The following is a 19890-nucleotide window of genomic DNA, read 5'->3' as shown; positions in this document are numbered from 1 at the left end:
CTCATGGTCGACAAGGTGAACCGCCTGCGCGAGATGAGCCCGCTGTACGAGATGGCGAAGGAAGGCATCGACCTGAAGAGCATCGAGTGGACGGCGCACTAGTCCCGTCCGGCGCCCTCCCCTGCTAGGAGGGCAGGCGGGCCCCCGACCCCGGCACGGTTGCCGGGCAACGGGCCCGGTGACAAGGCTTCATAAGGGAGTTCCCATGGCTTACAGCGACAAGGTCATCGACCATTACGAGAACCCCCGCAATGTCGGCACGCTCGACAAGGCGGATCCCAACGTGGGCACCGGCCTGGTGGGCGCTCCGGCGTGCGGCGACGTCATGCGCCTGCAGCTGAAGATCTCCGACGACGGCATCATCGAGGACGCCAAGTTCAAGACCTTCGGGTGTGGCTCGGCCATCGCGTCCAGCTCGCTGGTGACCGAGTGGGTGAAGGGCAAGACGGTGGACCAGGCGATGACCATCTCCAACAAGGACGTGGCGCGCGAGCTGGCGCTGCCGCCGGTGAAGATCCACTGCTCGGTGCTGGCCGAGGACGCCATCAAGGCGGCCATCGAGGACTTCAAGAAGAAGCGCGAGTCCCGGCAGCACAAGGCGTAGCCAGGGCCAGAGCAAGGAGACGCGGGATGAGCGAGCAGGCGATGACCCAGACGAGCCCGACGCAGACGACGCCTGCCACCCCGGCCGCGAAGCCGGCGCGAGGCATCTCGCTGCACGACAGCGCGGTGGAGCAGCTCAAGAAGCTGCTGGTCGAGCGGCAGACGCCCGAGGCCGGGCTGCGCCTCGCGGTGCGTGGCGGCGGGTGCTCGGGGCTGGCGTACGTGATGGAGTGGGCGGAGAAGCCGCGCGAGAAGGACAAGATCTTCGAGCGTGACGGGGTGCGCGTGTTCGTGGACCCGAAGAGCTACCTGTATCTGCTCGGCACGGAGATCGTGTACGAGTCGACGCTGATGGCCTCGGGCTTCAAGCTGAACAACCCCAACGTGAAGGGCTCCTGCGGCTGCGGCGAGAGCTTCTCCGTGTAGCCCGCCCCTCTCCCAGGGGAGGGAGTCATGCTGGGGGCTCGGCCGCGCAAAGCCGGGCCCTTTCGTTTTGCCCCCGGAAAGGGGACGTGAAGTGAAGTGCTGGAACTGTGAGAAGGACACGGCGGGGCGCCCGTTCTGCCCGGCCTGCGGAAAGATCGCCGCCCGGCCGCCCGGCGCCACCCACTTCGACGTCTTCGGGCTGCCGAGGGCCTACGCCGTGGACGTGCCCGCGCTGGAGAAGCAGTACCGGGAGCTGTCGCTGCAGCTCCACCCGGACAAATTCGCCCAGGCGCAGGCGCGCGAGCGCCGGCTGTCGCTGGAGCAGACCACGGCGCTCAACGAGGCCCTCAAGACGCTCAAGGACCCCACGAAGCGGGCCTTCTACCTGCTGAAGCTGCACGGGGTGGACCTGGAGCGCGAGGACGCCGGAGCGCAGAAGGACATGCCCCTCGAGTTCCTCGAGGAGGTGATGGAGCTGCGCGAGGCGCTCGACGAGGCCATGGCCTCGAAGAACCTGGAGCGGGCCCAGAAGATGGCCGCGGACGTGGAGGGCCGGCGCAAGGCCGCCCACCAGGAGGCCGTGGACACGCTGCGCACCCTGGAGCAGGGGGTGCCAGTGGAGTCCTCGGTGAAAAAGGCATCGCACGCCCTGGGACGGGTGCGGTACTTCACGCGCTTCCTCGAGCAGGTGGAAGCCTTCGAGGAGGAGATGCTGGCGTGAGCAAGAACGGCTACCTGCAGATTCATGACCCCCTCAAGCCCAAGGGGCATGCGGTGGGCATTGACCTGGGCACGACGAACTCGCTGGTGGCGAGCGTCCTCCAGGGCAAGCCCCGCTGCCTCGCGGCGGACGAGGGCGACTCCAACCTCCTGCCCTCGGTGGTGCACTACGGGAAGGACGGGGGCGTGGTGGTGGGCGCGCGCGCGAAGCAGCTCGCCGCCGAGCACCCCACCGACACCATTGTGTCCGTGAAGCGCTTCATGGGCCGCGGCCCGGACGACGCGGAGACGCGCAAGCTGGGCGCCTACAAGTTCGCCAGCGGCGGCAAGGTGGTGCGCTTCGAGGTGGCCGGTGGCCAGCCGGTGACGCCCATCGAGGTGTCCGGCGAGATCCTCCGCGCCCTCAAGCGCCGCGCGGAGAGCCACTTCTCCAGCCGGGTGGAGCAGGCCGTCATCACCGTGCCCGCCTACTTCGACGACGCCCAGCGCCAGGCCACCAAGGACGCGGGCCGGCTCGCGGGCCTGGAGGTGCTGCGCCTGCTCAACGAGCCCACCGCCGCGGCGCTCGCCTACGGCCTCGACAAGGGCAGCCAGGGCACCTACGCGGTGTACGACCTGGGGGGCGGCACCTTCGACATCTCCATCCTCAAGCTGGTGGACGGCGTCTTCGAGGTGAAGTCCACCGGCGGTGACTCGGCCCTGGGCGGCGACGACTTCGACCGGGCCATCGCCCAGCGTGTGCTGGAGGCCCTGGGCCAGTCCTCCCCCGCCCCCTCCCTGGTGGCCGAGGTGCTGGCCGCCTCGCGCAAGGCCAAGGAGGCCCTCACCGACGCCCCCGAGGTGCTGCTCACCGTGGGCGCGCACACGCAGACGCTGCGGCGCTCGGACTTCGAGGAGTGGATCCGCCCGCTCATCCAGAAGACGGGCGTGGTGTGCCGCCGCGCCCTCAAGGACGCGGGGGTGGCGGCCTCGGAGCTGGACGGCGTCATCCTCGTGGGCGGCGCCACCCGGGTGCCCGCGGTGCGCCGCTTCGTGGCCGAGCTCTTCGGCCGCGAGCCGCTCAGCGACATCGACCCGGACCAGGTGGTGGCCCTCGGCGCGGCCGTGCAGGCGGACCTGCTCACCAACGTGGACCGGCAGGACGAGGTGCTCCTGCTGGACGTCAACCCCCTGTCGCTCGGCCTGGAGACGATGGGCGGGCTGGTGGAGAAGCTCATTCCGCGCAACTCCACCATCCCCACCGCCGCGGCCCAGGTCTTCACCACCTTCAAGGACGGGCAGACGGGCCTGGACATCCACGTGCTCCAGGGCGAGCGCGAGCTGGTGGAGGACTGCCGCAGCCTCGCCCGCTTCACCCTGAGTGGGATTCCGCCCATGCCCGCCGGCATGGCCCGCGTGGAGGTGCGCTTCCAGGTGGACGCGGACGGCCTGCTCGCCGTCACCGCCCGCGAGCAGAGCACCGGCACCACCCAGTCCATCACCGTCAAGCCCAGCCACGGCCTCACGGATGAGGAGATGGAGCAGATGCTGCTCGACTCCATCGACTACGCCGAGGAGGACGTGCAGGTGCGCCAGCTGCGCGAGCAGCGGGTGGAGGCCGAGCGCGTCCTCACCGAGGCCCAGCGCCAGCTCGGGGAGCACGCCGAGCTGCTGGCCGACGGGGAGCGCCCCGTCATCGAGGCGGCCCTGGCCAAGGTGCGCGAGCTGGCCCAGGGCAAGGACCACCACGCCCTCAAGGAGTCCATCCACGCCCTGGACGAGGTGTGCAAGCCCTTCGTCGAGCGGGTGATGAACCAGGCCCTGACGAAGGTCGTCGCCGGCCACTCGGTCGAGGAGTTCTGACGTGCCCAAGGTCCACTTCAAGAGCCCCCTGGATGACGTCACCGTGGAGGTGTCGACGGGGACCACCCTCCTGAATGCCGCCGAGAAGTGCGGCGCCCAGGTCGGTCACTCCTGCGGCGGGGTGTGCGCCTGCTCCACCTGCCACATCTGGGTGCGCAAGGGCCTGGAGACGCTCTCCGAGCAGACGGATCAGGAGATGGACCGGCTGGACATGGGCTTCGACGTGCGCCCGTACTCCCGCCTGTCCTGCCAGACCGAGCTGGGGAATGAGGACATCCTCGTGGAGATTACCGAGGAGTCGCTCACGGCCTTCATGGACGAGAACCCCGCCGTCCGGCGCCGGCTCGAGTCCGAGGGGAAATGGCCGTTGAAGAAGTGATGTTGAAACAACTGCTTGACGGGGACGGCCGAGGCATCTATACACCGCACCCGTCAACGCGACGCACCGCTGAGACGCACCGCCGCCCAGGTGGTGGAATTGGTAGACACACTAGATTCAGGGTCTAGCGCCTGCAAGGGCATGGAGGTTCGAGTCCTCTCCTGGGCACTGAAAAAGGCTCCGACTGAAAAGTCGGGGCCTTTTTCGTTTTCAGCCCCTTGGCCCCCGTCAACCCGGGGAGTGGACGGGCTGCACGGCCTCGTGGGCCACGTGGCTGGTGGCCTCACGCGCGAGGCTCCCGCCCTTGCGCAGGTCCCGGATGCGGATGCCGCGCACGCGCACGGAGAGGGCCCCCACCGACACCTGACTCAGCACGGTGCCCAGCCAGGTGAGCGTGGAGAAGGCCGCCGCGTCCTCGGGCGCGGCCCCCAGCAAGTCCCTCGCCGCCCAGCTGGTGACGCCGAAGTAGATGCCCATGCCCGCCGGCACCCCCGGGGCCTGGCCGAGCGCGATGGCGCCCAGGACGACGGCGCCGGCGAAGAGGCCCCCGCGCACGCCAATGCCCCGCAGGGCCAGCCCATAGGCCAGAGCGGGCGCCAGCACCGGCCCGATGGAGAAGAAGAGCGCCTGGGCCATGCCCCGGAAGCTGCGGGCGGTGCCCAACCCCTCGGACACGTGCCCCAGCAGGTGCCGCACCCGCGGCAGCTTGTGCTTGCGCTCCAGCGCGCGGGCGAGCGGCAGCGCGTAGTGGGCCAGCAGCACCACCAGCACCACCAGCCCCACGAGCGTCCCCACGGCGATCCGCAGCGAGCCGGCGAACTGAGACATGGTCTCGCCGAAGGGCCCGAGGAAGGACACGGCCACCAGCCCCATGAGCGCGGCGAACTCCAGCAGCTTGCACACCGCCACCGAGCCCAGCGCCTGGAGGAACTGAATGCGCTGGGTGCGCGCGAGCAGGAAGGAGCGGATGAAGTCCCCGAGCTTCCCGGGCACCGCGTTGTGGGTGAAGGCCCCGATGGCCACCAAGTGGTAGCGCTCGCGGAAGGGCACGCGCTTGCTCAGCGTCCGCTGCCATTGCAGCGCCCGCAGGGGGATGATGGACACCGACAGCAGCATGAAGGGGATGAGCCAGCGCAGGTGCCCGGGCAGGTCATGCACGAGCTTCCCCAGGGGGAAGCGCTGGATGAGCAGCGGCCCGCCCCCACGCAGGTTCCACCGGAAGAAGACGCTGGAGATGAGGAAGACGGAGAGCACCACCCCCACCACCACCGCCAGCGCCTTGAGGAACGTCCGGCCCCCGGGCCGCTTCATGTCGCCTCCGCCATCCTTTCCGACGCGTACACCGTCGGTCCCCTGGGCCGGCCCGGCTCGCGGTACACGTCCGAGAGCCGCTCATGCAGCTGCACGCAGTGGCTCAGCCCAGAGAGGTCCACCGGCGAGTCGCTCGGCCAGCAGATGAGGCTGGACGTCTCCGTGCGGGTGAGGCCGCCATGCGAGCCGAACTCCCAGGCGAAGCCCACCGTGCCACCCCGCGACACCGCCTGACCGAAGAGCACCAGGTCTCCCGCGGTGGCCATGTGGGGCAGCTCGCGCAGGAAGTCCGCCACCGCGCGGCGCGAGAACTCCGCCGACAGCGGCGCGCTGTCGATCTCCTCCGGCCCGTACACCCGGCCCTGGATGACGGCCACCGCCGAGTCGCCCCGGCGCATCGTCACGATGCCGATGTCCGGGTGGCGCATGGCCCGCGCGAGCACCTCCGGGTGGCGCGCCACGAGCTGCGCGGCCTCGAGCGGCTTCTGCTCTCGCGTCAGGTAGACGTGGGAGAAGTTGCCGGACTCGACGACGACCGGCTCCGCCGGGGCGTACGGCCCGGCGTCCACCGGGTGCGGGCGGCCGTCGAGCAGGCCCCGCGCCACGTCCTCGGAGAGCGGCAGGGGCTCGCCGCGCAGGAGGATGTCCTCCAGGCGCTGCCCCGAGCGCTGCTCGATGGGGTGGCTGTCCACATGGCCGTGGTCCGTGACGAAGACGATGTCGTAGCCGGGCTCCACCGCCTTGGACACGGCGTAGAGCTCGGCGAGGTAGGCGTCCACGCGCCGCAGCTCCGCGAGTGCCTGCTCCGACTGCGGACCCCGGCGGTGGGCCACCTCGTCATAATTGCCGAAGACGAGGTAGATGGCGGGCACGCCGCGCACCATGTCCACCAGGGCCTTGGTGTGGGCGAAGCTCCACCCGAGCCGCTGGAGGAAGACGCGGCTGATGAGGAAGCCGCGCTCGTGGCGCCAGTCCCGGAGCGCGCGGCCCCAGCGGTACACCTCGGCGAAGGCCTTCCACGCGTCGCCGCCGAGCGAGCGCAGGTAGGCGAGCGGCGTCTGCGTGCGCGCCACGAGGATGCCGTCCATCTCGCTCTTGAAGCTGCGCGCCATCACCTTGAGGCTCGCCACCGTGCTCATGCACAGGCGGTTGTCGGCCTCGGCCTGGAAGAGCGAGAAGTAGGTGTGGCCACCGCCGGCCAACAGGCTCGTCCCGGAGCGGCGCCCCAGCCGCTGCTCCATGGCGAGCGCGTCGCGCGGGGTGTTCATCTGCACCTTGCGGCCGAGCTCCCGATCGAACCAGCTGTAGGCCGGCAGGTTGGGATGGCGCACGCCATACAACAAGCCCGCCTGGAAGAAGGGCGTGGAGGCAGGCGAGCCCCAGAACGCATCATCCAGGCAGTAGGCCCCGGAGCGGACGAGCTTCGAGAAGAAGGGCATCTGCCCCGTCCGGACGGCCTCCGCCAGATGAACCTTGGGCACTCCGTCCAGGTGCACGACGAGCAACCGGCGTCGGCGGGTGTTCGCCACGGGACACACCTTGCCCCCCACACGGCGGACATACTCTCGGGCCCACGACTGAAGCTGCGGGTTGATGACCTCGTTCACGTTGTAGCCTCCCCTCCCCTCGCGGCCATGAGATGCGCACCGGGATGGCCACCAGCCGTGCGGTCTTGGGAGCTCCGCCGGAGGGCAGCCAGACGGGCACGGGTCTTGAGCGTCCAGATGGTCGCGCCGCTTCTCCCAGTGTCACCTTGAAGTGTGATGCTGACGACCGCGCTGCTGTTGACCACCCTGGCCACCGCCACGGCCGCCGCCCCGAGTGCCCCTGCTTCCGCGACCACCGCTCCGGTGGAAGAGCCGAAGAAGAAGGAGCGGGGTGCGGACGCCATCGTGCTGCCCCTGCTGAGCTACAACTCGGACATGGGCTTCACGTATGGCGGCGTGGCCGGAGCGTACCTGTACGCGCCCGGCCACACCCCGTACCAACACGGCATCGCCCTCCAGGCGATGTTCACCAGCCGTGGGCAGCAGAGCCACTACCTGCGCTACGACGGGCCGCAGCTCATCGGGCCCATGCGGCTGGAGCTGCGCCTGGAGTACCGGCGCGAGCTGCGCAGCCCCTTCTACGGGCCGGGCAACGTGTCCGCGCAGGACTTCCGGGGCGACGAGAACGAGGAGCGCTTCAACTACAAGAGGGGCTCGCCCGGCGCGTGGCTGCGCCTGCGCGGCCGGCCCTTCGGGGAGACGCACCCCTTCCAGTCCTACGTGGGCTACTCCTGGCGGTACACGGAGGTGGACTCGTTCGAGGCCTCGGTGCTGGAGGAGCTCAAGCCGGTGGGCATCGAGGGCGGGCCCACGGGGCAGCTCTCGGCGGGCGTGCTCTGGGACACGCGCGACAACGAGACGGATCCGAGCCGCGGGGGCGTGGAGGAGCTGGGCCTGCGCGTGTCGGGGAGCGCCACGGGGAGCCGCTACCAGTACGCGGGCGTGACGCTGAGCGAGCGGCGCTACTGGAAGCTGAACTCGCGCTTCCTCGTGGCGCAGCGGCTGACGCTGGACGTGCTGTTCGGCGAGGTGCCCTTCTTCGAGTGGGTGAACACGGGCGGCGTGAGCACCTCCGAGGGCATCGGCGGCATGAGCAGCGTGCGCGGCATCGAGCGCAACCGGTTCGCGGGCAACATCAAGGCCTTCACGAACACGGAGCTGCGCTTCCGCGCCTTCGACTTCAACCTGTTCAAGGCGCCGGTGACGGTGGGCGGCGTGGCCTTCGTGGACCTGGGGCGCGTGTGGCACCCGGACGTGACGGACGGCCCGTGGTGGCGGTGGCACCCGGGCATGGGCGGCGGCCTGCGGCTCACGCGCCGCGCGGCGGTGGTGCGCTTCGACTACGCCATCTCCCCGGAGACGGGCCGGCAGCGCATGTACCTCAACTTCGGGCACATGTTCTGAGCCTCAGAGCCGGCGCAGCGAGGACCAGGGGAAGGGCTTCCAGAAGGGCGTCGCCACCTCCTCCCCCTCCAGGGAGAACCAGGGGCCGTCCTCGCCCGGCGAGAGCACGTGGAAGTCCTGCGCCGGGATGAAGCCCTGGCCGAGCAGCGCCACCCGCCTGCCCTCGGCGTTGCGCGCCACGTCCAGCACGAGCACCGCGTGCCCCGGGCTGCCGCCCAGCACGAAGAAGTCTCCCGGCCGCACGTCCTCGCGCGGGGGGCGCTGCGTCTCGGCGGCCAGCGACAGCGTCCCCGCGTAGGTGAAGACGAGCTCCAGGTATGCGCGGAACGAGGCGCGCGAGCCATCCACCGGCCCGCCCTTCACCCACGTCACCTTGGAGCCGGACACCCGGGCCCGGTCGCCGGCCGCGTAGCGCGTCCAGGAGGCCAGGTGCCCGCTGGTGAAGCGGTAGGCGATGCGCTCCTTCTGGCCTCGTGACCAGAGCCACTCGGCATGGAGGCGGATGATGGAGTCCGCGCACTGCTGGAGGTTGGCCGAGCCCACGTCCAGCTCCGTCACCGCCGCGAGGGAGGAGTCATCCCGGGCGAGGATCTCCTGCGCCCGGAAGTCCCGCACCGGCGTGCCCTCCGGACGCAGCGGCAGGCCGCGCAGCCATGCCCCGAAGGAGCCCGCCTCGAGCGCCACCCGCGTGTAGCCGGGCGGGGGTGGAAGGGCTTCGGCGAGCGGACGGATGGGACGCTCGGTGGAGAGCCAGGGATAGCGGGCCCGCTCCTCGCGCGTGGGCACACGGGGTTCAACGGAGCCCGCCGCCGCGCCTCCCGGGAGTCCCAGGAGGACGGCGAACGACACGAGCAACAACAGGCGGTGGGGGGGGTGGCACATGAGTGGCCTCATGCTCCGACACCCCGCCCGCTCGCGCCAGGGCTCAGAGGCAGGAGACGGGACCGAAGTTCCCGTCGTAGTTGCCGAAGCAGGTGTACTTGCCAGTGGTGTCCCCGGCCCCTGGCAAGGGGGGGCCGTTGAGCTGCGACTGACCGATGCGCACGTCGAAGTACTGCGCACGCCAGATACTGGCGAACCCGCCCGTGACGATGGAGTTCTGGACGGTGATGAAGCGGGTCGTGGTGCCACTGGTCGAGGAAGAGATGCCCTGCGACTCCGTCGGAGAAGTACCCGTCAGGACACTGTTGCGCACGTTGCCGTTCCCCTCTCCCACGAAGAGCCCGATCCCCTTGGTGCCACCACTGCCCTGGGCCTCCACGTTGACGAGCGACACATTGCCGTCGGCGTACACGCCCCAGTTGAAGTGGGCACCGTTGGCGTTGGATGTCACGTTGCGCAGGTAGACGGTACCGTTGGACGTGTAGATACCCATGGCCTGGGTGCTGGCGGTCAGGGTGTCGCCATTCGCCTCGGCATAGGACTCCAAGAGGTTCGCGGTGCAGGAAAAGCACTGGAAGCCGCTGGCATAGCCGCTGCTGGACGCGATGGCGCGCACGTTCGAGAAGGAGCCCTGCGCCTTCTTGAGGACGATGCCGAAGGAGGCGGCGCTGCCACCACGAGCGGTGGCGACGATGTCGTGGAACGTGAAGCTCGGGGCCTCGCTGTAGATGGCGATGGAATCGCTCCCCCCACCGATGTTCTCCACGGTGAGCGAGCTCAGCTCCGAGTTCGCGGTGCCCATCACGGTGCCGACCGACGTTGAACTGATGGAGGCACGCACGAGGGTGGAGTTCTCACCGGAGCCCTGGAGGTGGATGCCCGGCCTGAGCTGGAGCGGGAGGGACCCAAGGTCATAGACGCCCGGCTCCACCTTGACGAGCCACGTCTTGCCATCGGCGATGCTGTCGATGGCGGCGCGCAGCGCGGTGCCACTGGTCGCGGGGGTTGTCCCCGGGCTGACCACCTTGGTGCGCACGTACATCACGCCCGGGTCGCCCTTCTCGCCCTGGGGCCCCGCATCGCCCTTGTCGCCCTTCAACCCGTTCAACCCGTGCTGGCCGTTGCAGACGAAACGGGTGAGCGAGACATTGAGCTCCCCCTCATCGAGCGTCCCGTTGCGATTGGCATCGAGCCCGGCTTCCATCCGGGTGCCGCCCGCGACGCAGTTGCCACCACCCACGGGCTCGTCCGAGTTCGCCACCAGCGTGCTCAGTCCGCTCGCCCCGGCCGTCCCCGTGTCGCCCTTGTCACCCTGGGTGCCCGTGTCGCCCTTCGGGCCCTGGACGCCGTTGCAGACCAGCCGGGTGAGCGAGGAGTCGATCTCCGCATCATCGAGCGAGCCATTGCGGTTGGCATCCGTGCCGACCACGAACCGCACGCCGCCCGCGGGGCAGGCAACGCCCGGCGACTCGGTGGCGGTCAGGACCACGGGCTTGAGGCCCTCCGCGCCTGGGGCTCCCGACGCCCCGGAGGAACCGGGCTGCCCCGTGGGACCCTGGGGTCCCGGCTCTCCCTGGGGACCGGGCTGAGGGGTGCAGGCGGTGACGAGGACGAGAACGGCGGCACGAAGAGAAAGGGCCTTCAAACCCAAGAGGCGGCTCCGGATGGCAGGGATGGCCGCGCCTTTTTACTCAATGCCTTCCGCGTGAAAGAAGCCCCTCGGGGAACGGCCCCCGACGAGCCACTGTCGGGTGACCAGGAGGGGAAGCCCTCGCCGGGATACACCCTGACGGAGCAACCTCACCCCCGCGCGGCGTCGAGCCAGGAGCGGAGCCGTGCCTCCGGCTGCGCCTCGCCGCGCACGCCCGGCTCCACCGAGAGCTCCAGTGTGTGGAAGCCCCGTGCCTGGAGGCCCTCCAGCAGCGCGGCCCGCTTCTCCGCGTCCGGGGCGAACAGGATGCACCCGTCCCCACCCCCCGCGCCGGACTGCTTGCCCACGCACCCGTACGCCGAGGCCATGCCCAGCACCCGGCGCATCGGCTCGGTCTCCAGCGGGCCCAACTCCTGGAGCAGCGCGTGCTGCTCGCGCACGGCCTCGGAGAAGGCGCGGAAGTCCCCGCCCCCCAGTCCCACTTCCAGCTCGTGCCCGAGCGCGTCCGAGCGCTCCACGAAGGCGCGGCGCCCGGCCTCACCCATCCTCGCCTCCACCTGCGAGATGAGCACCCGCGTCGAGGCGCTCTCCCCGGTGAAGGCATACCCCAGGGACAGCCTGGGCGTCGGCAGGCGCCACACGTCCACCGCGGGGGCCGCCTCCAACGCCGCGCGGTAGCCCCCGGCGCTCGAGGCGTCGATGAGGCCCGCCACCTCATAGCGCCGGTAGCGCGCGATGCCGCCCGCGTAGCTCGCCGCCACGTCGCCGCCGCTGCCCTTCCCACCCTGGGCCGCCGCGTGCGACACCAGCGCCACCTTCAGCGCGTCGAACTTCTCCTCCAGCACGAAGCGCACCGCGTCCGCCGCCAGCACCGTGGCGCACGCGCTGCCGCCCATGCCCAGCTTCTTCCCGTTGGGCCCCACCGCCGAGGGCGCCACCGCCAGATCGAAGCCCACGGACTCGCGCCCGTGCAGCCGCAGCGCCTCGTCGAGCGTGCGCGCCACGAAGGAGAAGCCCGCCGGCACCTCGCGCTCCCACCGCACGCCCCGAGGCGTCGTCCGCCCCGACAGCGTCCCTTCCTCCAGGCAGAGGTGCACCTGGCTGTCCGCGCGTCGGCGCACCAGCGCCGCGGTCCGCGGGCCCACCGCCGCCACGCGCGCCACGCCGCCCCACAGCACGGCGTACTCGCCCGACACGAACAGCTTCCCCGGGGCCGAGAGGGCGCGCTCCATCAGAAGAGGTGCTCCCCGAGCAGCTCCGCGTCACCGCCCGGCACGCACCGCACCACCTCGGTGGCCCCACACGCCCGCGCCACCGCCTCGGCCGCCAACTCGTTCGCCGCGTCCGTGAGGATGCAGGGGTTGGGTCCCGCGTCGAGCGTGAACCACACCGGCACGCCCTTCTTGCGCTGCTCGCGCAGGGAGTGGATGAGCTCCAGCGTCTTGGGCATGAGGTAGCAGAGCGGCGGATCCGCCGCGAGCGACGTGGCATGCATCCGCCACGCGTTGCGCTCGCACATCTCGCCCAGGGCCTGCAGGTCCCTGCGGGCGAGGAAGTCGCGGGCGCGCACCACCTCGGCCTCGGCGTCCTTCACCCACGCCGGGTAGTAGGGGCTCGTCTCCACGGCGTTCTTCATGCCGTCGCGCGACTTCACTTCCTTCTCGTCGCGGCTGACGATGGCCACCACCATGCGCAGCTCCGGCCAGTGCTTCGCGTCGAAGCGCTGCACCGCGTAGCTGTCCGTGCCATCCGGGCGCTCGCCGCGCATCCACTCGCAGAAGCCGCCCTGCACGCTGCGGCACGCCGAGCCGCTGCCGAGTCGGGCCAGCTGGCTCGCCGCCCTCGGGTCCGCGGGCAGCCCCGCCGCCGCGCGCGCCGCCACCGCCAGGGCCGCGAAGCCCGCCGCGCTGCTCGCCAGGCCGGCGGAGGCCGGGAAGTCCCCGCGCGACACCATCCTCGCCGGGCCGAGCTTCGCGTCCTTCGCCTCGGCGCGCACCACGTCCAGCACGCGCAGCACGCGCTCGCGCTCGCTGCCCTTGGCCACGTAGCCGTTGAGCTCCACCTCGTCGGCCGAGCCCACCCCGAAGGCCACCGACGTGCGCACCGACAGCGGCGAGAGCGTCATGGAGAGGCTCGACTGGTGCGGGAGGATGAGGGCGTCGTCCCGCTTGCCCCAGTACTTCACCAGCGCGAGGTTGGGGTGCGCCCGGGCCGTCGCCTTCATGCCGCCCCCCTGGCGCCCTCGGCCCGCGGACCCGCGAGCTGGCTGTCGAAGCACCGGATGCCGAGCCGCGTGAGCTCGTGCACCACCGGCTCCGTCTCCTGGAAGAGGCCGATGACGGCGCCACCATCGCCGCCGGCCCCCGTCAGCTTGGCGCCCAGCGCGCCCATGTTGCGCAGCCGGTGCACCATGTCGTCCAGCCCCGGCGAGGACAGGCCCAGCGCCGCGAGCAGGCCGTGGTTGACGTTCATCACGTCCCCGAGCGCCTCCAGGTCGCCCTCCTCCACCGCCTCGGCGCCCTCCGAGGCCAGCAGGCCGATCTCCCGGAAGACGCGCTGGTAGCGATCCGGCCAACGCTTCTGGCGCTCGCGCAGCGCGCCCACCGTCTGCTTCGTCGGGCTGCGCGCGCCCGCCATCACCACCACCAGCTTCACGGGCTTGGGGCTCTCCACCACCTTGGCCCGTCCCTGATCCGCGCCCGGCTTGCGGCGGTAGAGGATGAGCTGCTCCATGGCGCTCGTCGTGTGGTCCACGCCCGAGGGCGTGCCGTGGAACTCCTGCTCCATCTCCCAGGCCACGGCCGCCACCTCGGAGGCCGTCGCCTTGCGGCCGGCGGCCTGCAGCAGCACCCGCGCGCACGCCACCGACAGCGCGCCCGAGCTGCCCAGGCCCATGGACAGCGGCAGGTCCGTGTCGAACGACACCTTCACCCCGGGCTCATTGCACACCGCCATCCCCCGTCCGAAGGCCGCCTTGAGCACCTTGCGCTGCTCGGCCGTGAGGGCCTCGGGGATGACGAGCTGGCACTTGCTCGAGAGCTCGCCGCGAGCCGTCACCCCGCGCGACAGCGGCCCGGCCAGGGCGGGGTAGCCGTACACCACGCTGTGCTCACCGAGCAGGATGACCTTGCCCGCGCCGAAGCCCTTCAGGGAGGAAGCGTTGTCCGTGTCCATTGCGTGTCCCGTCCTGGGTTGGAGCACGGGAAGACTCCCGCCCCAGCCCTCTTCCAGAGGAAGAGGGGACGCACCCGGAGTCGACTCCGGGCCCGCCCGACCCTCACCCCGGTCCTCTCCCGGCGGGAGAGGAAGGTTCAACCTTCGGTACCGGTCGCCGCGCGGAAATCCTCGGCCGACAGCGCGGAGATGATCTCCCGCGCCTTCTCCACCTTCACGTGGCCAGCCGTCACCAGCAGCTCGGCGATCTTCTCCACCCAGTCCCCCCGCGCGCCCGCCGTCACCGCCACGCACCGCGCGTGCAGCGCCATGTGGCCCTTCTGGATGCCCACCGAGCCCAGCGCGCGCACCGCGGCGAAGTTCTGCGCCAGCCCCACGGCGGCGAACACCATGGACAGCTCGCGCGCCGACGCCACGCGCAGCAGCTTCATGGCCACCTGCACACCCGGGTGCACCTTGATGGGGCCCCCCACCGTGCCCAGCGCCATGGGCAGCTCGATGCGGCCCACCAGGTGCCCGTCATCCACGTGCCACGTCGACAGCGGCCGGTACTGCCCGTCCCGGCAGGCGAAGGCGTGCGCGCCCGCTTCAATGGCCCGCCAGTCCTGGCCCGCGGCGATCGCCGCCGAGTCGATGCCGTTCATGATGCCTTTATTGTGCGTAGCCGCCCGGTATGGATCCGCCAGCGCGAAACGGCTCGCCTGGTAGATGCCCTCGGCGATGGCCTCGCCCGGCATGTCGAAGTCCGCCAGCATCTCCACGGGAATGCGGCACGTGGCGCGCGCCAGCCGCCGATCCGCCAGGTTGGAGAGGATGCGCAGGAAGACCTTGCCGCCGGTGAGCTGCTCGATGAGCGGCGCCACGCCCTCGGCCATGGTGTTGATGAGGTTGGCCCCCATGGCCTCCTGCGTGTCGATGATGAGGTGCACCACGAGCAGCGGCTCGCCGCGCGGGCCCTCGGGGGCCGGCAGCACGCGCACCTCGATGTCCTTGCAGCCCCCGCCGCGCTTCACCATGGACGGGTGGAAGCTGTTGGCCAGCGCGAGGATGGCCTCCTTGGCCGCGAGGATGCGCCGGGTCGCCTCGGTGGGGTCCCCGTAGCGGGTGAGCTGCACCTGGCCGATCATGATGGGGTCATCGGTCTCGGCGGTGAAGCCGCCCGCCTCGCGGACGATCTTCGCGGCGAAGGACACCGCGGCCACCACCGACGGCTCCTCCACCGCCATGGGGACCAGGTAGTCCCGGCCGTTGATCTGCAGGTTGAGGCCCAGGCCCAGCGGCAGCGAGAACGTGCCCACGGCGTTCTCGATCATCTGGTTGGCCAGGCCCGGCTGCAGCGCGCTGAGGCCCTGGAGCTGCGCGAGGTCCATCTCGTCCAGGCCCAGCATCTGGGAGAGCTTCTCGTGCCGCTCGACCATCGACAGCTTGTGGAAACCGGACAACCGGGACGTCAGCGTTTCAGACATGTCTTCTGTTCTCCACCGCGGAAGGCACTTCGGGCCGCGCGGGAATAATCCCTACAGTGCCGAGAGCCAATCCTTCAACTGCCCCATGATGACCCGGGGTCGCTGCCGCAGTTCACCGCAGTTCTTGCTGCCGGTGAGCACGAGCGCCTGACGCAGACCGGAGAGGATTGTATCGAGCGCTTGCTCGGCGCCTTGCAGGCCGCCCTCCTGTTGGGCCCTGAAGAGGGGAAGCGCCGTGCCGGCCACGTCCGCTCCCAGGGCGAGCACCTTGGCCACGTCCAGTCCCGTGCGCAGCCCACCCGAGGCCACCAGGCGGACGTCCGGGCCCACGGCGCGCCGCACGGAGGCGATGGCGGCCGCGGTGGGGATGCCCCAGCTGGAGAACTCGGCGCCCACCTTGGCCTGCACGCCGGTGGCGCGCAGCTGCTCCACCCGCACCCACGAGGTGCCGCCCAGGCCGGACACGTCCAGGTTGCGCACGCCCAGCTCCGCCAGCCGGCGCGCCACGTCGGGGCCAATGCCACAGCCCGTCTCCTTCACCAGCAGGCGCACGCCGAACTCGCGCACCAGCCCCTTCACCACCTTGTAGCCCCCGCGGAAGTCGCGGTCGCCCTCGGGCTGGGTGAGCTCCTGCCCGGCGTTGAGGTGCAGCGCCATGCCGTCGGCGCCAATGGCGTCCGCCAGCCGGCGCACCCCGTCCACGCCCATGCGCACCGCCTGGTACAGGCCGATGTTGCCCAGCAGCGGCACCGTGGGCGCGATCTGCCGCACCTGGAAGGTCTCCGCCAGCTGCGGGTTCTCCGCCATGGCGCGCTGGCTGCCCACGCCAAAGGCCAGCCCATGCCGCTCGGCCAGCAGCGCCAGGTCCCGGTTCACCACCCCGGCCCGCTCGGTGCCTCCCGTCATGCCGGTAATCAGCAGCGGGTAGCGCAGGCGCTTGCCCAGGAACTCCGTGGACAGGTCCACCTCGTCCACGGACAGCTCCGGCATCGCGCAATGCACCAGTCGCACGCACTCCAGCAGCGTGCTGTTCTCCGCCGGCTCGACATCACCGGTGGCGCACAGGTCGAGGTGGGCGTCCTTCCGCTTCGCCGTCACCTCCTCGCCCGTGAGTTCCGCCTGACTCTTCGAAGGCATGTGTCTGGAAAATTCCAAAAAGATTGAGAGTGTCCGCGATCCAGGATTCCCTAGCAAGCGGGGCAGGCAGGCGCAAGCCGCGCTTGTGCGACACGCGCCCCCACCGGGTGTGCATGGACGGGGTGGGGGCCGGACGGTATGAGGGCGCCGTGAGCACTCCCACGCCCAAGGTGGTCGTCTTCCTCCACAGCGGAGACTACGACCGGGTCCATCAAGGGCTGTCCATCGCCGCGGCGGCGGTGGCGTCCGGCCGGCGCGCCGAGGTGTACCTCTTCTGGTGGGCCCTGGAGCGCTTCCTCCAGGGACGCCTGGACGAGCCAGACTTCACCCCGCCCCGCGAGGACGTGGCGGATCGCCTCGAGACGCGCCGCTTCCCCACGCTGCGCGGGCTGCTGGAGCACCTGCGGGAGTCGGGCCTGTGTACGGTGCAGGGCTGCACGGGCTCGCTGGGCGCGCTGGGGGCCGAGGCCCAGGCGGGCCAGGGGCCCGTCGACGGCTGGGTCGGCTGGAGCGCCATCCTCCAGCGGACCGCGGGCGTGGTGGACCGCTTCTACCTCTAAGACCGGTTCGTTTGACCCGCCTCGTCGCCTGCTTACGTTCTTCCTGGACCCGGGAACGGGAAAGGAAAGGCAAGGCAACGTCTATGAGTGCTGGCGGAATGTATGGCTCGTCGACGCCCCGAGAGGCTCCGGGCCCGCGCGGGAGCGGCTGGGGACACCGGCTGAACAACGCGCTGAAGACGACGGTGCTGCTGGCCGGCCTCACGGCGCTGGTGCTGCTCGTGGGCCAGCGCCTGGGGGGCCCCCAGGGGCTCGTCATGGCGGGCTTTTTCGTCGTCATCATGAACTTCGTCTCGTACTGGTTCAGCGACCGTATCGCCCTGGCCATGCATGGGGCCCAGCCGCTGGAGTACGCCCAGGCGCCGTGGCTGCACCAGATGGTGGAGCGGCTGGCGGCGCGCGCGGGCATGCCCAAGCCGAAGCTGTACCTGCTGCCCACCCGGACGCCCAACGCGTTCGCCACGGGCCGCAACCCCCAGCACGCCGCGGTGGCGGTGACGGCCGGCCTCGTGGAGCTGCTGGACCGGCGGGAGTTGGAGGGGGTGCTGGCGCACGAGCTGGGGCACGTGAAGAACCGCGACACCCTCATCGGCACGGTGGCGGCCACGCTGGCCGGCGTCATCAGCTACGCGGCGCAGATGCTCTTCTGGTTCGGCGGCTCGCTGCTCAGCCGCGATGACGACGAGGAGGGCGGGCTGGGCCACGCGCTCGGCAACCTGGGCGTGCTGCTGGTGGCGCCCATCGCCGCCACCCTGCTGCAGCTCGCGGTGAGCCGCTCACGCGAGTACGGCGCGGACGCCACCGGCGCGCAGCTGTGCGGGGACCCGGACGCCCTGGCGGACGCGCTGATGAAGCTGGAGCGAGGCGCGGAGCTGATGCCCTATGACCGGGCGCCCGCCACCTCGCACCTCTTCATCGTCAACCCGCTGTCGGGAGGTGCCATCATGCACCTCTTCTCCACCCACCCGCCCATCCCCGAGCGGGTGCGCCGCCTGCGCCAGCTGGGGGCCCGCCAGGGCTCCCGCGGCTGGCGCAACGCCTGGGCGTGAGGAGGCGACCTACGCGGCCGACACGGGCGCCTTGCCCTCGGCCGCGGGCAGCACGGGGGCCACGTCGTCGAGCTTGTCGAAGTGCTCGAAGGGGTTCTCCAGCATCTCGCGCAGCGTGTTGGCGAGGATGCTGGCGTGGAAGCCGTCGATGAAGCGGTGATCGAACGTGGCGTTCACATTCATGATCTTCCCGACCACCACCTTGCCGTTCTCCACCACGGGCGCGTCCTTGATGGCGCCCGGGGCGAGGAAGATGGGCACGCGCGTGTAGGGCACCAGCGGCACGTAGGCCGTGTCCAGCCCCAGCGTGCCCACGTTGGTGACGATGGCCGAGCCGAACGCGTCCTTGGGCATGCCCGCCCAGGTCATGTTCCAGTTCAGCGTGTACATGAAGAAGGACATGAGCCAGGTGAAGAGGTTGAGAAGCATGTAGGGGATTTTCTGCACCGTCCCCTTGCCCTTCTCCATCATCTCGTCCTTGCGCTGGCGGACCTTCTGCACCGCCGCCTCCATCTCGGCGGAGATCTCCCGGAGCGTCTTCTGCTCCGCGTCGTCGATCTTCGCCGAGGTGAGGTCCACCTTGCCGCCGTCCGTCTGCACCACGAGGGTGGAGATGGTGATGCGCTGGCGCAGGTAGATTTTGTTGAAGCGCAGGATGGCGTTGGCATCCGGGCAGCGGCGCAGGGCCTCGGCCATGGCCTTGGCCACCATCTGCGTGACGGTGAGGCGGATGCCCGTCTTCTGCCGGAAGGCCTCGATGTAGGCGACGGCCTTGTCCATCCGCAGCGTCAGCGTCCCGTAGACGGTCGGGTCGTACGCGGTCTTCCAGCTCCCGATGGCGAGCTTGCGGAAGCTGGAAACGTTCTCCTTGGGAATGAGCTCCAGGTGCGCCATGACGCGGTGGTTCCTCCAAAAAAGTGCGCGAGCCCTTCAGCATCGCGTTTTCCGGCCTTTTGAGAAAGCCCCCCTGCCCTACTCACCGCCACCCGGGCCTCCCAGAACCCCGTTTCCCCGTCTCCTAACTTGAGGAACACCCCCCGGGAGCGCAGGGGCGGGCAGGCGGGGTGGTGCCCGGTCCACTGGCGGGAGGGCAGACGACGAGTCCTATTGACGTCTCGCCCCCGGACGTTAGGCTGCGCCGCTTTTTGCATCGTTTTTGGAGGTCCCCCTCGTGACGGAAGTACTCCTCATCGTCGTCTCGGTGCTCTTTATCGCCTCGCTCGGCTACATCTTCTTCGGCCAGAAGCAGGCTGCCGCGGCGCTCCCCTCCTCCTCCTCGTCCTCCAGTGTCAAGGGCGAGCTGGAGTCCGACACCAAGGCGCGCGCGCGTCTGGAGTCGGAGCTGGAGCGCAAGCGCAAGGAGCTGGATGAACAGCGCTCGCAGCTGCAGGAGGTGAAGGAGCAGCTCAAGCAGGCCAAGCGGAAGAACTACGAGCAGAAGGAGTCGGAGAAGGGCGAGAAGGAGCTGGCCCGGGCCCGCGCCGAGGTGGAGCGCAACGCCTCCACGCAGCTCGAGGTGGTCCGTGGCGAGCTGGCCCAGGCCGAGGCGGAGATCGCCCGGCTGAAGTCCGAGGCGGAGCTGGGCCGGGGTGGCCGTCGTGCCCCCGCCGCGGCTCCCGCTCCGGCTCCCGCGGCGGTCGCCACGCCGGCGCCGCAGCAGCAGATGTCCGCCCCGGCGAGCGATCTGGTGGTGACCGCCACCACCACCGTGACGCCCGTCGCCGCCGCCGAGCCGGCCG

At 70.5% G+C, this 19890-nt stretch carries 18 protein-coding genes, 1 tRNA gene and 1 pseudogene; 10 read left to right on the top strand and 10 right to left on the bottom strand.

The window, feature by feature from the left end:
• Positions 1-205: 205 nt before the first annotated feature.
• From iscU to VF697_RS25325, 6 genes are all read left to right on the top strand, one after another.
• Positions 206-604, top strand: a complete 399-nt coding sequence (gene iscU / locus VF697_RS25350) for a Fe-S cluster assembly scaffold IscU (RefSeq protein ID WP_331099275.1) — start codon at positions 206-208, stop codon at positions 602-604.
• Between the two features lie 26 nt (positions 605-630).
• The gene (locus VF697_RS25345) at positions 631-1029 is read left to right on the top strand and encodes an iron-sulfur cluster assembly accessory protein (RefSeq protein ID WP_331099273.1); all 399 of its coding nucleotides are present in this window, start codon (positions 631-633) and stop codon (positions 1027-1029) included.
• A gap of 154 nt (positions 1030-1183) precedes the next feature.
• Positions 1184-1750 (top strand): Fe-S protein assembly co-chaperone HscB, encoded by a 567-nt coding sequence (hscB, locus tag VF697_RS25340; RefSeq protein WP_331099277.1) that lies wholly within the window; start codon positions 1184-1186, stop codon positions 1748-1750.
• Positions 1747-3591 (top strand): Fe-S protein assembly chaperone HscA, encoded by a 1845-nt coding sequence (hscA, locus tag VF697_RS25335; RefSeq protein ID WP_331099270.1) that lies wholly within the window; start codon positions 1747-1749, stop codon positions 3589-3591. Before hscB ends, hscA begins: the two co-directional genes overlap by 4 nt.
• 1 nt (position 3592) lies before the next feature.
• Complete coding sequence (locus tag VF697_RS25330) at positions 3593-3970, top strand: 2Fe-2S iron-sulfur cluster-binding protein (RefSeq protein WP_331099268.1); 378 nt, start codon at positions 3593-3595, stop codon at positions 3968-3970.
• An 84-nt stretch (positions 3971-4054) separates the two neighbouring features.
• Positions 4055-4138: transfer RNA gene (locus tag VF697_RS25325), tRNA-Leu, on the top strand.
• A gap of 60 nt (positions 4139-4198) precedes the next feature.
• Here VF697_RS25325 and VF697_RS25320 read toward each other — a convergent pair.
• A complete protein-coding gene (locus VF697_RS25320) occupies positions 4199-5281 on the bottom strand; it encodes a lysylphosphatidylglycerol synthase transmembrane domain-containing protein (RefSeq protein WP_331099266.1) in 1083 nt (360 codons plus the stop codon).
• On the bottom strand, positions 5278-6888 hold the full coding sequence (locus VF697_RS25315) for an alkaline phosphatase family protein (protein WP_331099264.1): 1611 nt from the start codon (positions 6886-6888) through the stop codon (positions 5278-5280). Before VF697_RS25315 ends, VF697_RS25320 begins: the two co-directional genes overlap by 4 nt.
• A gap of 156 nt (positions 6889-7044) precedes the next feature.
• Between VF697_RS25315 and omp85 the strand changes: the two genes are divergently transcribed.
• Complete coding sequence (omp85, locus tag VF697_RS25310) at positions 7045-8232, top strand: Omp85 family outer membrane protein (RefSeq protein WP_331099262.1); 1188 nt, start codon at positions 7045-7047, stop codon at positions 8230-8232.
• 3 nt (positions 8233-8235) lie between these two features.
• On the opposite strand, the gene VF697_RS25305 is transcribed toward omp85, so the two are convergent.
• The 7 genes from VF697_RS25305 to fni form a co-directional block, all read right to left on the bottom strand.
• Entirely contained in the window at positions 8236-9114 is an 879-nt protein-coding gene (locus VF697_RS25305) for a DUF4846 domain-containing protein (protein ID WP_331099260.1), read from the bottom strand.
• A 43-nt stretch (positions 9115-9157) separates the two neighbouring features.
• Positions 9158-10603, bottom strand: coding sequence for a DUF7151 family protein (locus VF697_RS25300; RefSeq protein WP_331099258.1), 1446 nt, complete (start codon positions 10601-10603; stop codon positions 9158-9160).
• A gap of 311 nt (positions 10604-10914) precedes the next feature.
• The gene (locus VF697_RS25295) at positions 10915-11997 is read right to left on the bottom strand and encodes a phosphomevalonate kinase (protein WP_331099257.1); all 1083 of its coding nucleotides are present in this window, start codon (positions 11995-11997) and stop codon (positions 10915-10917) included.
• Positions 11997-12989: a diphosphomevalonate decarboxylase gene (gene mvaD, locus VF697_RS25290; protein ID WP_331099256.1), complete on the bottom strand. Its 993-nt coding sequence runs from the start codon at positions 12987-12989 to the stop codon at positions 11997-11999. The genes VF697_RS25295 and mvaD overlap by 1 nt, the downstream gene beginning before the upstream one ends.
• The gene (mvk, locus tag VF697_RS25285; protein ID WP_331099255.1) at positions 12986-13939 is read right to left on the bottom strand and encodes a mevalonate kinase; all 954 of its coding nucleotides are present in this window, start codon (positions 13937-13939) and stop codon (positions 12986-12988) included. The genes mvaD and mvk overlap by 4 nt, the downstream gene beginning before the upstream one ends.
• Before the next feature lie 137 nt (positions 13940-14076).
• A complete protein-coding gene (locus VF697_RS25280) occupies positions 14077-15405 on the bottom strand; it encodes a hydroxymethylglutaryl-CoA reductase, degradative (RefSeq protein ID WP_331099254.1) in 1329 nt (442 codons plus the stop codon).
• 51 nt (positions 15406-15456) lie between these two features.
• The gene (fni, locus tag VF697_RS25275) at positions 15457-16542 is read right to left on the bottom strand and encodes a type 2 isopentenyl-diphosphate Delta-isomerase (protein ID WP_331099253.1); all 1086 of its coding nucleotides are present in this window, start codon (positions 16540-16542) and stop codon (positions 15457-15459) included.
• A gap of 149 nt (positions 16543-16691) precedes the next feature.
• Between fni and VF697_RS25270 the strand changes: the two genes are divergently transcribed.
• Entirely contained in the window at positions 16692-17102 is a 411-nt protein-coding gene (locus VF697_RS25270) for a hypothetical protein (protein WP_331099251.1), read from the top strand.
• A 98-nt stretch (positions 17103-17200) separates the two neighbouring features.
• Positions 17201-18151, top strand: coding sequence for a zinc metalloprotease HtpX (locus VF697_RS25265; RefSeq protein ID WP_331099249.1), 951 nt, complete (start codon positions 17201-17203; stop codon positions 18149-18151).
• Positions 18152-18160: 9 nt separating this feature from the next.
• Here the strand turns inward: VF697_RS25265 and VF697_RS25260 are convergent, their stop codons facing one another.
• On the bottom strand, positions 18161-19045 hold the full coding sequence (locus tag VF697_RS25260; RefSeq protein WP_331099247.1) for a 2-oxo acid dehydrogenase subunit E2: 885 nt from the start codon (positions 19043-19045) through the stop codon (positions 18161-18163).
• A gap of 277 nt (positions 19046-19322) precedes the next feature.
• On the opposite strand from VF697_RS25260, the pseudogene VF697_RS25255 reads away from it, so the two are divergent.
• Positions 19323-19890, top strand: a pseudogene (locus VF697_RS25255) (cell envelope biogenesis protein TolA); the annotation flags it as partial.

The organism is Archangium sp. (assembly GCF_036388035.1).
Lineage (GTDB): Bacteria > Myxococcota > Myxococcia > Myxococcales > Myxococcaceae > Archangium.
The sequence above is the reverse complement of the archived record's forward strand: the minus strand, read 5'-3'. Positions and strand labels throughout refer to the sequence as shown.